The organism is Solwaraspora sp. WMMD792 (assembly GCF_029626105.1).
Classification (GTDB): Bacteria; Actinomycetota; Actinomycetes; order Mycobacteriales; family Micromonosporaceae; genus Micromonospora_E.
Map to the genome: position 1 here is coordinate 4,784,500 of NZ_JARUBH010000009.1, position 14,484 is coordinate 4,798,983.

Consider the following 14,484-nt stretch of genomic DNA (forward strand, 5'->3'; position numbering starts at 1 on the left):
GCCGGGCAATACGGCGTTTGACGTACCGTCGTACGGTCTACTGGTGACCACCGCCGCGACTCCGCCGGTGCCGGACGCGGAGATCCTGCTGGACCTGGTCGACCGGATGATCGGTGCCGCCGACCTGGACAGCTACGCGCGGATCGCCTGCGCCGGCATCCGCGAGCTGGTCCCGGCCCTGAGCGTGTCGTACAACGAACTCAATCCGCTCGCCGGCCGGGCGTTCGCGTTGATCGATCCGGATCCCGGTCCGGGCTGGTTCCGCCGCTACCAGCCGCCGTTCGAGCAGCACATGATGGACAACCCGTTGATCCGGCACGCGCTTGCCACCGGTGACACCCGGGTGCTCGGGTGGGGCGACGACGGTCTCGGCACCGTCCACGGCACCACCCTGGACCGAGAGTTCTACCTGCCGAACGGAATCCGCAGCCAGTTGGCCGTGGTGCTGCCGGCCCCACCGGGGGTGCTGGTCGCCATCGGCGTCAACCGCGGCGGCGAGGGCTTCGGCCCGACCGACCGTCGGGTGTTCGCGTTGCTGCGGCCGCATCTGGTCCACGCGTACCGGGCGGTGCAGTTGCGGGCCGATCAGGCAATGCTCGGCTCGACGTTGGGCGCGCACGGCTGGGCGGTGGTGCTGGTCGACGACGATGGGCGGGTCATCGCCAGTTCGCCGGGTACGGTGCAGGCCGCCGCCCGGTACGGACTGGACGTCGCCGACGGGACGCTGCTGCCGGCGGGACCGCTGGCCGGGGTCCGGGCGGTGCTCGCCGACTACGATCCGGCGACACCGGCGACCAGGTCCGCGCCGCATCCGGTCGCCGGGCCGGCCGGCACCCTGGAGGCGGTGGTGGTGCCGAGCGCGGTCGGCCCGCACGTGGTCCTGCTGCGGCCCTGCCCGGGTGGCCCGCAGCGATTGGCCGCGCTCGGTCTGACTCCCCGGCAGTGCCAGGTGGCCGCCGAGTTGGCCGCTGGAGCCACCGGCGAACAGATCGCCCGCCAGCTCGGCATCGCCCCGGCGACGGTGCGCAAGCACCTGGAAGCGGTGTTCGCCCGGCTGGGCGTCACGCACCGGGCGGCGGCCGTCGCCCGGATTCGGTCCCTCCTCGACGGCGGGCCGACCGGCTGAGTCGTCGGCGTTTCGCGGGACGCCGGGCCGCCGCATGTTACGGCTTGACGAACGACATGTTATCGCTCACAGTCTATATCCAAGGACGACGACGCCTGCGGCTCACCGGGCGAGCCCGCCTCGTCGGACCGTGAATCAGGCGTACCGCCAGGGCAAGCGGTGGCCCTGTTAACGCTGACATCTTCCGGCGGACGCCGGTGGATGCGACCCGGTGCGCCGCTTTCAGCTGAACCCAGTCAGCTCTGGCCCCTGAAGGAGGATCATGTTTGCTCTTGGCAGATCAGCATCGACCGCGTCGCCGGCCCGGCGGCGCGGTTGGCTGCCGCGCGTCGCCATGGCCAGCGCGACCGCGCTGGTGGTCGGCGGCGCCGCCGTCGCGGTGGCGCAGCCACCCGCAGCCGCGGCGACGGTCGACACCAGCGCGTGGTACGTGCTGCTCAACCGCAACAGCGGCAAAGCCCTCGACGTGTACAACCTCGCCACCAACGACGGCGCCCGGATCACCCAGTGGTCCCGCAACAACGGCAACCAGCAGCAGTGGCAGTTCGTCGACTCCGGCGGCGGCTACTACCGGCTGAAGTCCCGCCTGTCCGGCAAGGTCCTCGACGTCTACGAGTGGTCCACCGCCAACGGCGCGGCCATCGTCCAATGGAGCGACCACAACGGCAACAACCAGCAGTGGCGCCTCGCCGACTCCGACGGCGGTCACGTCCGGCTGATCAGCCGACACAGCAACAAGGCCCTCGAAGTCCAGGGCGCCTCGACCGCCGACGGCGGCAACATCGTCCAGTACGACGACTGGGGCGGCGCCAACCAGCAGTGGCAACTCGTCCGCGTCGACGGCGGCGGCAACCCGACCCCCAACCCCACGACACCGCCGCCGGGTGGCACCTGCAATCTGCCGTCGACGTACCGCTGGACCTCCACCGGCGCACTCGCCCAACCCCGCTCCGGCTGGGTGTCGTTGAAGGACTTCACCCACGCCCCCTACAACGGCCAACACCTCGTCTACGCCACCAACCACGACTACGGCACCAGCTGGGGCTCCATGAACTTCGGCCTCTTCTCCAACTGGAACCAGATGGGCTCCGCCAGCCAGAACGCCATGCCCTTCTCCGCCGTCGCACCCAGCCTGTTCTACTTCGCCCCCCGCAACATCTGGGTCCTCGCCTACCAGTGGGGCGGCCCCGCCTTCTCCTACCGCACCTCCACCAACCCCACCAACGTCAACAGCTGGTCCGCCCACCAAACCCTCTTCACCGGCAGCATCAGCAACTCCGGCACCGGACCCATCGACCAAGCACTCATCGGCGACGACCAGAACATGTACCTCTTCTTCGCCGGCGACAACGGCCGCATCTACCGCGCCAGCATGCCCATCGGCAACTTCCCCGGCAGCTTCGGCTCCAACTACACCACCATCATGACCGACACCACCAACAACCTCTTCGAAGGCGTCCAGGTCTACAAACTCCAAGGCCAACAGCGCTACCTCATGATCGTCGAAGCCATCGGCTCCCAGGGCCGCTACTTCCGCTCCTTCACCGCCACCAACCTCGGCGGCACCTGGACCCCGAACGCCACCAGCGAAAACAACCCCTTCGCAGGAAAAGCCAACAGCGGCGCCACCTGGACCAACGACATCAGCCACGGCGAACTCATCCGCACCAACGCCGACCAGACCATGACCATCGACCCCTGCAACCTCCAATTCCTCTACCAAGGCCGCTCCCCCAACTCCGGCGGCGACTACGGCCTCCTCCCCTACCGGCCGGGCGTCCTCACCCTGCAACGCTGACCGAACCCCACACCACACCATGACAAGGCGGGCCCGGCATTCACGCCGGGCCCGCCCGTCATGCCGCACGGTGAGGCGTGATCGGATGCGGCCCAGCTGACTCAGTATCGGCGTGTCGAGTCGATAGGGCGTAGTGGATCAACCCCGGACGACAGCCGTCCCCGGAATCAGCCGCCAGGGCAGCTACGGCCACCGCTGGTCGGGATGCACTGCGTGACTTGCGGCGCTGGCTCGTTGTCGGTCGGCGTCCAACCGATCAGCGGCGTCGTGGCCGCCTGCCCGGCTATCGCGACAGCACAGTAGATCAGCGCCGCCCCCACCAGAGCCCCGACGAAGTGGCGAATCCAGTACCGGTCGCGGATGAGCCAGGCGAGCAACATCCCCGCCGCCGGGAGAGCCAGGTTGAGCACCAGGGCCGTGGTCAGGATGGTGTCGGTGGTCGCGCCGAACGCCTGCGCCTGTGCGCGGGTGTCGAGGTAGGGCGACGACGTACGTCGGATCAACCCGACGATGAGCAGGAACGGCACGCCGTAGAGCCAACCGAGGAGCAACATGCCGAGTCCGATGCGCTTCACCGGGCACCCTGCCAGACCGCGACGACCACCGCCACGACAGCGACGCTGCCCAGCACCGACAGGGTGCCGACGACGATCGGCGAGGGAATCAGGCGGGCCAGCAGACCGGTGACCACCAGTGTGCAGACCAGCAGGCCGAGGAGGACCGGACTGCCGACGAGCAGCAGCAGACCGATCTCCTCCTGCGGTGTCAGGCAGCTGAACATCACCGAGCAGTCGGTGCGCGGCGCAGCCGGTATCCCTGACTGCCCGACGAGAACCGCAGTGATCACCGTGGCGTACCAGCCGAGCGCGACCAGCAGGCTGCGTCCGTACGGTGCCCGGCGCGGGGCGTCAACGACATCCATGTACGGCAATCTGCCACGAGCCTCACGGCGGGTACATCCGTCGCCGTACTCATTCGGCGGGTCGGCACCTCATGCCTGACCGCCACCGCCACCGCGACAATGACCCGATGAGCCTGGATGCCCGCACCGACGACGGCTGCCGGCTGTGGGTCGAGCAGTCCGGCACCGGACCGCCGCTGGTGCTCTGTCACGGCGGTCCGGGTCTGTGGGACTACTTCGACCCGCTCGCCCGGCTCCTCGACGAGCATGCCTGCACCATCCGGTGGGACCAGCGCGGCTGCGGACGATCGCAGCGGCGCGGGCCGTACCGAATCGCCCGCTTCGTCGCCGACCTCGACGCGGTACGCGACCAGCTGGCTGGGCCGCGCATGGCTCTGCTCGGCCACTCGTGGGGTGCCCACCTGGCGTTGCGGTACGCCGTCGAACATCCCGATCGGGTCAGCCAGCTGATCTACGTGTCCGGGACCGGCATCGACGCCGGGCGTGCCTGGCATCCGCACTACGAGCGGAATCTGCGGTTACGGCTCGGGGATCGTCTGGGCCGGTGGGAGACTCTGGGCGCCCGCTCCCGTACCCCCGCCGAGGAACGTGAGTGGGCGGTCCTGCAGTGGTCGGCCGACTTCGCCGACCAGGACACCGCGCTCAGTCACGCCGAACGCATGGCCGAACCGTGGTTGGGCATCAGCTACGACTGCAGCCGGGCCATCAACGCCGAGGTCAAGCGGGAACTCGCCAGGACCGAGATAGCCGTACGCTGCCGAGCGCTCGACCTGCCAGTGTTGATCATCGACGGCACCGAGGACATCCGCCCTCGCTGGGCCGTGGACTCGCTGCACCGGGCGTTGCCTAACAGTCAGCGCGTGATCCTGGCCGGGTCCGGCCACCTACCGTGGGTCGAGAACCCTGCCGACTTCCGCCGAGCGGTGACCACCTTCCTGATCCAGCCCAGCCGGTAGGCCCTGGATCATCACCACATCCGGCAGCGTCACGACTCCTTTCCCGCCAGCCTGGTGTTGATGCGGGTGGTGATCTGCTCCCGGGTGAGGTGGTGGCCGGCGCGGACCACGGCCGTCACGTCCGACAGGTTGGCGACGTCACGCAGCGGGTCCGCGCCCAGGAGCAGAAAGTCGGCGTCCATGCCGACCGCCACCCGACCGGCCCGCGACGTGCGGCCGAGGAACTCGGCGGGTGCCGTGGTGGCCGCCCGGAGGATGTCCAGCGCGGACAGGCCGGCGGCCGCCATCTCCTGGAACTCCAGCCGCATGGACTGCCCCGGGGTGGCGCCGGACGAGTCGGTGCCGGTCAAAATCCGTACGCCCGCGTCGTGGCAGATCTTCGTCAGCCGCAGGGTCGTCGCATAGGCGAGGCGGTAGGTCTCCTTCATCTGCGCCGGCAGCGCCGTGAACGTGCCGAGCACCTCGTGCCAGTCCTCGGACTCCTGCGGTGTCATGAGCCGGTGCGCGGGATCCTGCCGGTACTGCGGGTCGTCGGCCAGGAACTGGGTCCGCAGGCGCACCAGCGTGGGCACCTGCCAGGTGCTGCTGCCGACCCAGGTACCGGCGAGTTCGGTGGCCCGGTTCTCGTCGAACGTGTCGAGTGCCCGACGCAGCAGCGCGACCGTTTCGGGGTCGTCGAAAGCGGCGGGGTTAACGAGCCGTTTGCGCATCTGGCCCATGACGATCTTCTCAACGAACGGCAGGCCGAGGACCCAGTTTGGGACCGGCAGGCGGGTGTCGTCCCGGCCCAGTAGGGCGTCGCGATCGGTGGAGCAGGAGATCCAGACGGGCGTACCCGTACCGAAATGTTCCAGGCAGCTGAAGCCGGCGGCGGCGGCTTCCTCGGGGGTGACCTGCGCCGGCAGGTGACCGGCGGTGGGGAGCCCGACCGCGTGGGCCTCGTCAACCGCGGCCAGGAACACCTCCCGGTCGAACAGCACGGTCTTGATGAAGTCGGCGCCCTGGTCGCGCTGGCGCCGTACCTCCTCGCGGGCCTGCTCGGCCGATCCCGCCCGGAACGGCAGGAGCAGGTCGCCCGGCACGGCGAGCAGCGCGGGAGCGTACTCGGTGAGCGGCAGCCTGCCCTGCGCGCGGTAGCGCAGCAGCTGCGCGCTGCCCGCCATCTGCCGCATCCCGGTCACCCCTTCGGCGAGCATGGTCGCGAGATGCGCCTCGGGTCGGTCGACCTGCAGCACGTGGGTGTGCATGTTGACGTAGCCGGGGACGACGAAGCGGCCATCGCCATCCACGGTGGATGCTGCTGAATACGCCGGGAGATCGCGACCCACGGCGGTGATGCGCCCGCCCCGCACGACGACGGAGACGCCCTCCTGCCGGGAGCCGTCCAGCGGGTCGATCACCGTCACGTGGTCGATCCGCAGCGGCTCGGCGCGGGGAAGCGCGACCTTCGCCGGGTCGCCCTCGCCCCGCAGAAGCGGGATCCCCACGGCTGCGGCGACGGATCCCACGCCGACAGCCGCGCCGGCCGCCAAGACCCGGCGCCGGGGGATCTTGGGCTCACGCACCGCGCCTCCAATAGATTGATCGACCCATCATATTTGATGAAGCTATCAGATAGCGTCCCGGTAGCATCAGGGCGTGGTGGAGGTCGCGGACGGATCGGCGGGTCGCAACACGCGGCGCAGGAGCAGGACCCGCGCGGCCCTCGTCCGGGCGGCGCAGGAGATCCTGGCCGAGGGGGGCGGCGACGGCGTCAGCATCCAGGCCATCGCGGAACGCGCCGACGTCGGCTTCGGCTCCTTCTACAACCACTTCCAGAGCAAGCCGGAGCTCTTCGCGACGGCGTACGCCGAAGCGTTCCAGGCGTACGTGGCGTGGCGCGACGACCAGATCCCGGCCGGCACGGATCCGGTCGCCCGGTTCGTGATGAGCGTGCGGCTCACCGGACGGCTCGGGCTGCTGCACCCGGAACTTGCCAGGGTCCTCACCAGTCGGATCACGCAGGCTGCCCCCGGCGACCCCGGACCGGCCGGCCCTGGCCTGCGCACAGCCCTCCTCGACGCCCTCGCCGCGCTGAACCCCGGCCGCACCGACCCCGCCGATACCGAGGGCACGGTCATCGCCGCCGCCGGAGCCATCGACGCGATCCTGCGGGCGACGGCCCACCGACCGGCCCACGAGCACGCCCGCCTGGCCGACGGCCTTGCCCGCGACCTGTTACGCATGCTCGGCGCGGACGACGACCGCATCGCCGCCCTGCTCGCCGAGCCGTGCGAAGCACGTTGACACCCTCGTGTCCGCGCCGGCTGGAGCCTCAGACCGCCGTGGTGGAGATGATCTCGGCGGCGACCCAGTGGGCGACGTCGGGTGGGTAGGGAGTCGACAGGCCGAGGACGATGTGCCGGAAGCCGGCGTCGACCGCCGCGCTGATGGCGGCCCGGGTGGCGCCGGGCTGGTCGTAGGAGACCGGCAGGTGAATGGAGCGGGTGATGGCTGCCGGATCGCGGCCGATCTCGGCGCAGTAGCGGTCCAGCAGCGCGCTGCGGCTGGCCACGTCGGCGATGTCGCCACCGGGGATGTTCCACAGGTCGGCGTGTTCGGCGACCACCCGCAGCAGGGCCGCCGACCGTCCACCGATCAGGATCGGCGGGTACGGGCGTTGCACCGGCTTCGGGTTGCCGAAGGCTCCGACGAGCTGGTGATGGGTGCCGTGGAAGTCGAACGGTTCGGCCTCGGTCCACAACCGGCGGATGATGGTGCACGCCTCGGCGAGGCTGCCTACCGAGTCGGTGAAGTCGTGATAGGGCAGGCCGTGGGCGTCGTACTCGCGGCGGGCCAGCGGATGGCTGGGCCGCGAGCCGGCACCGATGCCGAAGTCGAGCCGGCCGCCGGAGACGACGTCGACGGTCGCGGCCATCTTGGCCAGCATCGCCGGTGGCCGGAAGCGGTTGCTGGTCACCAACAGGCCGAGACGCAGCCGCCGGGTCTGCGCGGCGAGCGCGGCGAGCAGCGTCCAGCCTTCGTACGTCGGCCCACCCGGGTCGCCGAAGATCGGCATGAGGTGGTCGTACAGCCAGGCGTGTTCGATCGCCGGGATCGTGTCCGCCTCGCGCCAGACCCGCAGTACGTCGTGATAGTCGACCTGGGACGGGGCGGTCATGATCCCGAAGCTGGGCCGGATCGTTTGCGGCATTGGATCCATCCAGTACGCGGGTCAGCGGCGGCGTAGCGCCGGGTCGAGCAGGGCAGGCGGAGTGTCGTGCTTCTCGTGTGGGGCGAGGTCGACGCCGGGGGCGACGATCGCGTCGACGGCGTCGAGCACGTCGGCGGTCAGTACGGTGTCCGCGGCGGCCAGCTGTGAACGCAGGTGGTCGATCGTGCGCGGGCCGATGATCGCGCTGGTCACCCCGGGGTGCGCGGTGACGAAGCCGAGCGCGAGTTGGATCATTGTCAGGCCGGCGGCGTCAGCGACGGTGGCCAGTTGCTCGACCGCGTCGAGCTTGGCCCGGTTGGTGGGGATGTCCAGGTCGTACCGCTGGGGCATCTTGCCGGACCGGCTGGTGCTGATCTCCCGGTCGGCGCGGATCGCGCCGGACAGCCAGCCGGAGGCGAGCGGGCTCCAGGCGAGCACCCCCATGCCGTACTGCTGGGTCACCGGTAGGACGTGGGCCTCGATGCCGCGTTGCAGGATCGAGTACGCGGGCTGCTCGGTCACGTACCGGCTGGTCCTGTTCTCCCGGGCGGCCCACTGGGCCTGGACGATCCGGTAGGCGGGGAAGGTTGACGAGCCGAAGTAGCGGATCTTGCCGGCCCGTTGCAGATCGGTCAGCGCGGACAGGGTCTCCTCGTCGCTGGTCGCCGGGTCCCAGCGGTGGATCTGGTAGAGGTCGACGTGGTCGACGCCGAGCCGGCGCAGGCTGTCGTCCAGGGCGGTGACCAGCCAGCGGCGGGAGCTGCCCTGGTGGTTGCGCTCGTCGCTCATCGGCATGTTGGCCTTGGTGGCGAGCACGATGTCGTCGCGGCGGCCGGCGACGGCCTTGCCGATCATCTCCTCCGACTGGCCCTGGCTGTACCAGTCGGCGGTGTCGATGAGGTTGATCCCGGCGTCGAGGGCGGCGTCGACGATGGCGGTGGCCTCGTCCTGGCTGGTGTCGCCGATCGCGCCGAAGTTCATCGCGCCGAGGGCGAGGGTGCTGGCCTGCACGCCGGTGCGGCCGAGGGTGCGGTACTGCATGGCTGTGCTTCTCCTTGAGCGGGGTCGCCTGGTCTGGCACGCTGACACCGAAGCGGAGCAGCGTTCCGCTAAGACGATACGGAACACTGTTCCGGTTAGCAAGTGAGCAACGGAGGGAACCGCAGATGCTCGACACCGGCGGCGACAGCAGCAGGTCGGAGGGACCGGAGGGAACGAAGGCGGGACCGGCCCGGCCGCGCCGGCAGCGGGCCGACGCCCGGCGCAACGAGCAGGCCCTGCTGGACGCGGCGGCGGCGGCGTTCGTCGCATCCGGCGTCGACGTCCCGGTACGCGACATCGCCACCCGGGCCGGCGTCGGTGTCGGCACGATCTACCGCCACTTCCCCACCCGGTCCGATCTGATCGTCGCGGTCTTCCGGCACCAGGTCGAAGCCTGCGCCGATGCCGGCCCGACCCTGCTGGCAGAGAGCGCCACCGCGCACGCCGCCCTGACCCGGTGGGTCGACCTGTTCGTCGACTTCCTGGTCACCAAGCACGGTCTCGCCGGGGCGCTACAGTCCGACGCCACCGCCTTCCAGACGCTGCACGACTACTTCCTCGGCCGACTGGTGCCGGTCTGCACCGAACTGCTCGACGCCGCCGTCGCCGCTGGCGAGATCCGTTCGGAAATCGACGCCTACCAACTAATGCGCGGCGTCGGAAACCTCTGCGTCGGCGCCGACACCGACCCCCGCTACGACGCCCGCCGCCTGGTCGGTCTGCTCGTCGCCGGCCTGCGCCGCAGCGACACCTGACGCCGTCAGCGCAGGCGTCAGGTCCAGCCGTCAACGCAGGCGGAAGACCGGTCCGCGCGGGGTGAAGGGTAGCCGGGCAGCGTCCGGGACGAGAAAGGCATGCTCCCGGCGGATACGCACCACGTCGCAGTACCCGTCGGTGATGACCAGGATCGGCGCGTCGGTGGGAAAGTCGGTGGCGGACTCCAGCAGCCGGATACCGGGCTGCAGTACCGTGCCGCCCCGGCCCCGCACCCGTACCCGGCCGGCGATCTGCTCCACCGGCAGATACCCGGCGTCGTACGGGTGGGCGTCGCAGAACACCACCCGGGCGGCCGGCACGTCTCGTGCGGTGGCGTACGAGGCGATGGCGCCGAGCGCCTTGCCGAGCAGTTCGTGATTCATCGAGCCGGAGGTGTCCAGCACCACACCGAATGTGCACCGGGACACCGACTCGTCCGGCCACCGCCAGCCCGGTCGTGGAATGCCCGGGGTGCTGGCCTGTCGCCGCGACGGGCGGGCGTAGGAGCGAACCCGTCGCGGCGACGGGACGTACTCGTCGAACCAGTGGGCCAGCCGGGCGTCCCACGGCAGCGGCGGCTGCTGCAGGACCTGGATCTCGGCGACCAGCCCGGCCGGCAGATGACCCCGGCCCTCCCGCTGGTGGTAGGCGTAGCCGTCGAGCAGCGCCCGCCGGTAGAAGTCGTCCAGGTCGACGCCCTGGCCAGGGCGGCCCGCATACGGCAACGGTTCGCCGAGTACGTCACCGAGCCCGGTGCCGCGCAGGGTGGCCAGCTTGCGCAGCCGGCGCAGGTCCTTGGCGATCTGGTCGTAGACCGCCTCGGCGGACAGGCCGGCCAACTGCGGGTCGTGCAGCAGTCCGTCCGGCGGCTCGCCCACGCCCATCTCGATCAACCAGCCGTTGATGACGTAGTCGGCGGCCACGTTCCACAGGTACGGGTCACGCCCGCCGACCCGGTCACCGTGCCGCAGCGCCGCGTGCAGCATCTCGTGGGCCAACACGAACCGCCATTGCGTGCTCGACAACTTCCGCAGCGGGTTGAGGTAGATCTCCCCGGCGGACGGCGACACCGCTGCGATCGTGATGTGCCAGCTGCGGGCCAGGTCGGCGTCGGCGACCAGGGTGAACCGCGACGCCAGCGCACCGAGCAGCGGGTACGACGAGAGAAACCAGCTCATCGCCAGTTGCCACGGCTGCCGGCGGACGGCCGGGTCGGTCAGTGAACGGCGTGCCCCGCCGGCCACGTCGACCGCGGCCATCGCGGCCGCGGACAGGCCGACCGCGAACTGGGCCGGCCAGTCCCAGCCGACCGCCATCATCCCGACCGGCGACGCGGCCAGGTCCGAAGCGTTGCCGCCGGTGCCACAGCCGACATACTCGGCCGGTACGCCGGCCTGCCGCCACTGCCGCAGCAGCACCTGCTCGTCGGTGTTGGGCAACTCGGCCGGCAGCAGCAGCGGCTCGGTGCCGAGCTTGACCGCCCGCTGGAACCGGGTGACCGCCAGACAGGCCACATTGGCGTACGCCGGATCAATGGCGTAGCGGTCGGCGCTGAGGTGGCCAAGGCCCAGGTGCAGCAGGCAGTGCGCCAACACCCACAACCACTGTTCCTCGTCGAGCCGGTGCGCCATGCTGGCCCGGATCTGGCCGCGCGCGTCGACCACGGCGATCGCCTTGGCCGCCGTCAGCTGGCCGTCGTCGACCAGCGCCGCCTGCGCGCCGGCGGTCTGCCACGGCCCGACCGGGAAGCTGCGCATGGGGGCGAACATCGGGTGGCTGGCCAGCCGCCGCCAAGCTGCCGCGAACGCGGCGGCGTTCGGGTCGACCTGCTCCTTCTTCTTCCTAGCCATCGTCGGTGTCAGGTGCGGGCGGCGACCAGCCGGGGCAGGTCCCGGCTCACCTCGACCAGGAACCAGGCGGGCAGCACCGGTGCGCCGTCGTCGGTGGCGATGACCAGCTGGGCGCATTCGAGGGAGATCTCCGCCAGCTCGACCAGCAGCGCCTTGGCCCGGTGGGCGAACTGGCGCATCGCTGGCGAAGCGTGTTCCTTGCTGGCCGGCAGCTCCTTGACCAGCCTGGCCCGGAACGCCTCCGCCAGGAAGTACAGCAGGTCGCGGTCGGCGGCGGCAGCCGGCCAGCCAACGTCGCCACGAACGACGGCGTCGAGCCCGTACCGGTGCCGCACGATTTTCACGTACCCGCAGAACCCGGCGGCGTGGGCCGGGCTCAGCGTGCCGGTGGCCAGCAGCCGCAGCGTCTGGTCGGCGATCTCGTCGCCGTAGGAGCGCAGCGCGTCGGAAAGCATGTGCCAACTGCGCGGAGTCGAAAACGTCTCCTCCACTTTGGGCGGATTCACCCACAGCTGGTCGGGGCGCTCCGACAGGTAGTCGACTACCCACTGGTGGATGCCGGCTCCCTGCGCCCAGGCCAGCCAGTCGTCGACGCTGGCCCGCAGGTGGACATGGACCAGCCGGTTGACCAGTGCGGAGGCCATCGGCCGAGCGAGCGCGTTGTCGGTGGCCCGGTTGCCCGCGCCGATCACGATCGACCCGGCCGGCAGCTCGTACGCACCGATGCGGCGGTCCAGGATCAGCGAGTAGAACGCCTTCTGCACCTCCGGGGTGGAGGCGTTCAGCTCGTCGAGGAACAGGCAGTACGGCTCGTCGCGGGCGATCGACTCGGGCGGGGCGAACCGGCTGCGGCCATCGCGCAGCTCCGGCACCCCGATCAGGTCCTCGGCGGCGAGCTGGGTGCCGACCAGGGTCACGCAGTCCAGGCCGAGCGAAGCGGCGAACTGGCGCACCAGCGAGCTCTTGCCGATGCCCGGGGCACCCCAGACGAACACCGGCCGGACCACCGCCACGTGCAGCAGCAGGTCCGGCAGTTCGGCTGGGGTCACGGTGGACGCGGAATGCACGCCGTCCATCCTGCCGGGCGGCGGTGCCGCTGTTCATCCCGATTTCGGGTCAGCCGGGCGAGTGGCTCAGCGACATGCGTTTCATCCTGGCTGGTTGGTCCGGAGACTACGGTCCAGCGCCGCCTGGCTACGAGGACGCGATACTCGTCGTCACGCGGAGGCCGCGTCGTCAGGACGGCGTGGACTCCCGACGGTACGCGCTCGGGGTGTAGCCGAGCACCGTCCGGAACTCGTTGGCCAGGTGGGCCTGGTCGGCGTACCCGAGTTGGACCGCCAGACCCGCCAGGTCGGTGGCCGGATCGGCCCGCAGCAGCTGCGCCGCCTCCTGCAACCGCCGTCGGCGGATCATCATCGAGGGCGGCAGGCCGACGTGGCGGCGGGCCAGCCGCTGCACCGTACGGGCCGACACGTGCAGCCGGGCGGCGACGTCCTCGACCCGCAGCACCGTGTGGTCGGTGTCGACGAGCTCCGCAAGAGTGTTGGCCAGCAGCGCCTCCGGACCGGGCGGCCCGACCGTGGCGCTCAGCCAGTCGGCGAACGCCGCCACCGCACCGGCGTGCCGCTGCGGCGCGTCAACGGCACCAGTCATCGCGTCGACCACCGGCGACCGCAGATCGGGCAGGTCCAGCCGGCGGGAGGCGTCCCGCAGCACCGCCGGCTCCGGGGTGAAGTGCGGCACCGCCGCCGGGCGCAGTAGCGCCCCGACCGCCCAGCCGGTGCCGGTCAGGTCCCGGTACGAGACCCGGGTCGTCGGACCGGCCAGCTCCACGCCGTCCGGGCCGACCACCAGGTTGCAGGCCGGGAACGACAGGATCTGCTGCCGGGAGGTACGGCCCGGCGCGATCCGCCACTCGGGGATCCAGAACCAGCGGACCAGCGACGCGACCTGCTCCGGCGGCGGCAGCCGGGCGAAGGTCGGCAGCCGGGACGGGTACAGGATGCCGCGCTGCGCCGGGTCCACGGCAGCCAGGCTACGGCCTGCGGCACCGACGGCCGGCGGCTGTCGCGAATCTTCAAGTCAGCACACCGGTACGCTGCCTAGGGTCGGGACATGTCCGACACTTTCCCGGCCGCCGACGGCCGATACACCACCAACGGTACGCCGCACGGCGTCACCAGCCTCACCCCGTTCCTGGCCATTCCGGATGCGCGCGGCGCCATCGCCTTCTACCGGGACGTGTTCGGCGCCCGGGTGGTGGACGTGACCGAGATGGGCGGCGCCGTCGTGCACGCGGTGCTCGACTTCGGCAACGGCCAACTGCAGCTCGGCGAGCCGTCCCCGGCGTACGGCCTGGTTGCCCCGCCGGCTGGCGACGAGGACTGCTACTCGATCGGCCTGTACTGCCCGGACGTCGACGCCACGCTCACCCGCGCGGTCGCGGCCGGCGCAACGGTGCGGGAGCCGGCGACGACCTTCGTCTCCGGTGACCGGTTCGCCAGCATCCGCGACCCGTACGGGGTGCGCTGGTCGATCATGACCCGGGTCGAGGACCTCTCCGAGTCCGAAAGCGCCCGCCGGGTCGCCGAATGGGCGGCCCAGCAGGGCTGACATCTGCCTGCGGAAGAGCTGAGGAGTGCCCCCCTCGCACCGACGGTCGCCGCCGCCCAGGGGTATTCGGGGGTAATGGGGCCTCGCGGCACCCAGTGCCATCCGGCGGGCGGGCGGGCGGCGGCGGCGGCGGCGGCGGCCAACTATCGCAGGTTGACACCCCACCAGGGCATAGTCGACACACCATAACGAGCGGGACCAGATCGCCTCAACCCGCACGAACAGC

General features: G+C 70.8%; 14 protein-coding genes. 6 read left to right on the plus strand and 8 right to left on the minus strand.

Annotated features, from left to right (window positions below):
* The first annotated feature begins 43 nt into the window (after positions 1 to 43).
* Both O7629_RS22270 and O7629_RS22275 read left to right on the plus strand, forming a co-directional pair.
* Positions 44 to 1,126, plus strand: coding sequence for a LuxR C-terminal-related transcriptional regulator (locus O7629_RS22270; RefSeq protein WP_278171503.1), 1,083 nt, complete (start codon positions 44 to 46; stop codon positions 1,124 to 1,126).
* A 262-nt stretch (positions 1,127 to 1,388) separates the two neighbouring features.
* Positions 1,389 to 2,924: a non-reducing end alpha-L-arabinofuranosidase family hydrolase gene (locus tag O7629_RS22275; RefSeq protein WP_278171505.1), complete on the plus strand. Its 1,536-nt coding sequence runs from the start codon at positions 1,389 to 1,391 to the stop codon at positions 2,922 to 2,924.
* Positions 2,925 to 3,091: 167 nt separating this feature from the next.
* Here the strand turns inward: O7629_RS22275 and O7629_RS22280 are convergent, their stop codons facing one another.
* The gene (locus O7629_RS22280; protein ID WP_278171506.1) at positions 3,092 to 3,499 is read right to left on the minus strand and encodes a hypothetical protein; all 408 of its coding nucleotides are present in this window, start codon (positions 3,497 to 3,499) and stop codon (positions 3,092 to 3,094) included.
* Positions 3,496 to 3,846, minus strand: a complete 351-nt coding sequence (locus tag O7629_RS22285) for a hypothetical protein (RefSeq protein WP_278171508.1) — start codon at positions 3,844 to 3,846, stop codon at positions 3,496 to 3,498. The genes O7629_RS22280 and O7629_RS22285 overlap by 4 nt, the downstream gene beginning before the upstream one ends.
* A gap of 107 nt (positions 3,847 to 3,953) precedes the next feature.
* Here O7629_RS22285 and O7629_RS22290 point away from each other — a divergent pair, with 107 nt between their 5' ends.
* The gene (locus O7629_RS22290) at positions 3,954 to 4,802 is read left to right on the plus strand and encodes an alpha/beta hydrolase (protein WP_278171509.1); all 849 of its coding nucleotides are present in this window, start codon (positions 3,954 to 3,956) and stop codon (positions 4,800 to 4,802) included.
* Between the two features lie 29 nt (positions 4,803 to 4,831).
* Here the strand turns inward: O7629_RS22290 and O7629_RS22295 are convergent, their stop codons facing one another.
* The gene (locus O7629_RS22295) at positions 4,832 to 6,367 is read right to left on the minus strand and encodes an amidohydrolase family protein (RefSeq protein WP_278171510.1); all 1,536 of its coding nucleotides are present in this window, start codon (positions 6,365 to 6,367) and stop codon (positions 4,832 to 4,834) included.
* 73 nt (positions 6,368 to 6,440) lie between these two features.
* Between O7629_RS22295 and O7629_RS22300 the strand changes: the two genes are divergently transcribed.
* Positions 6,441 to 7,088, plus strand: coding sequence for a helix-turn-helix domain-containing protein (locus O7629_RS22300; protein WP_278171512.1), 648 nt, complete (start codon positions 6,441 to 6,443; stop codon positions 7,086 to 7,088).
* A 28-nt stretch (positions 7,089 to 7,116) separates the two neighbouring features.
* Here the strand turns inward: O7629_RS22300 and O7629_RS22305 are convergent, their stop codons facing one another.
* Positions 7,117 to 7,962, minus strand: coding sequence for an LLM class flavin-dependent oxidoreductase (locus O7629_RS22305; protein WP_278171514.1), 846 nt, complete (start codon positions 7,960 to 7,962; stop codon positions 7,117 to 7,119).
* A 54-nt stretch (positions 7,963 to 8,016) separates the two neighbouring features.
* Positions 8,017 to 9,036, minus strand: a complete 1,020-nt coding sequence (locus O7629_RS22310) for an aldo/keto reductase (RefSeq protein ID WP_278171516.1) — start codon at positions 9,034 to 9,036, stop codon at positions 8,017 to 8,019.
* A 125-nt stretch (positions 9,037 to 9,161) separates the two neighbouring features.
* On the opposite strand from O7629_RS22310, the gene O7629_RS22315 reads away from it, so the two are divergent.
* Complete coding sequence (locus O7629_RS22315; RefSeq protein WP_278171518.1) at positions 9,162 to 9,791, plus strand: TetR/AcrR family transcriptional regulator; 630 nt, start codon at positions 9,162 to 9,164, stop codon at positions 9,789 to 9,791.
* 30 nt (positions 9,792 to 9,821) lie between these two features.
* Here the strand turns inward: O7629_RS22315 and O7629_RS22320 are convergent, their stop codons facing one another.
* The 3 genes from O7629_RS22320 to O7629_RS22330 form a co-directional block, all read right to left on the minus strand.
* Positions 9,822 to 11,642 (minus strand): hypothetical protein, encoded by a 1,821-nt coding sequence (locus O7629_RS22320; RefSeq protein ID WP_278171519.1) that lies wholly within the window; start codon positions 11,640 to 11,642, stop codon positions 9,822 to 9,824.
* Between the two features lie 8 nt (positions 11,643 to 11,650).
* A complete protein-coding gene (locus O7629_RS22325) occupies positions 11,651 to 12,691 on the minus strand; it encodes a MoxR family ATPase (protein WP_347403735.1) in 1,041 nt (346 codons plus the stop codon).
* 187 nt (positions 12,692 to 12,878) lie between these two features.
* Positions 12,879 to 13,613: a helix-turn-helix domain-containing protein gene (locus O7629_RS22330; RefSeq protein ID WP_278174635.1), complete on the minus strand. Its 735-nt coding sequence runs from the start codon at positions 13,611 to 13,613 to the stop codon at positions 12,879 to 12,881.
* Positions 13,614 to 13,760: 147 nt separating this feature from the next.
* Here O7629_RS22330 and O7629_RS22335 point away from each other — a divergent pair, with 147 nt between their 5' ends.
* A complete protein-coding gene (locus O7629_RS22335) occupies positions 13,761 to 14,258 on the plus strand; it encodes a VOC family protein (RefSeq protein WP_278171522.1) in 498 nt (165 codons plus the stop codon).
* The last annotated feature ends 226 nt before the right edge of the window (positions 14,259 to 14,484 follow it).

Coding starts and splice junctions, on each gene's coding strand:
- O7629_RS22335 (WP_278171522.1), top strand. CDS start 13,761: ATGTCCGACACTTTCCCGGCCGCCGACGGCCGATACACCACCAACGGT.
- O7629_RS22310 (WP_278171516.1), bottom strand. CDS start 9,036: ATGCAGTACCGCACCCTCGGCCGCACCGGCGTGCAGGCCAGCACCCTC.
- O7629_RS22275 (WP_278171505.1), top strand. CDS start 1,389: ATGTTTGCTCTTGGCAGATCAGCATCGACCGCGTCGCCGGCCCGGCGG.
- O7629_RS22285 (WP_278171508.1), bottom strand. CDS start 3,846: ATGGATGTCGTTGACGCCCCGCGCCGGGCACCGTACGGACGCAGCCTG.
- O7629_RS22315 (WP_278171518.1), top strand. CDS start 9,162: ATGCTCGACACCGGCGGCGACAGCAGCAGGTCGGAGGGACCGGAGGGA.
- O7629_RS22320 (WP_278171519.1), bottom strand. CDS start 11,642: ATGGCTAGGAAGAAGAAGGAGCAGGTCGACCCGAACGCCGCCGCGTTC.
- O7629_RS22290 (WP_278171509.1), top strand. CDS start 3,954: ATGAGCCTGGATGCCCGCACCGACGACGGCTGCCGGCTGTGGGTCGAG.
- O7629_RS22305 (WP_278171514.1), bottom strand. CDS start 7,962: ATGACCGCCCCGTCCCAGGTCGACTATCACGACGTACTGCGGGTCTGG.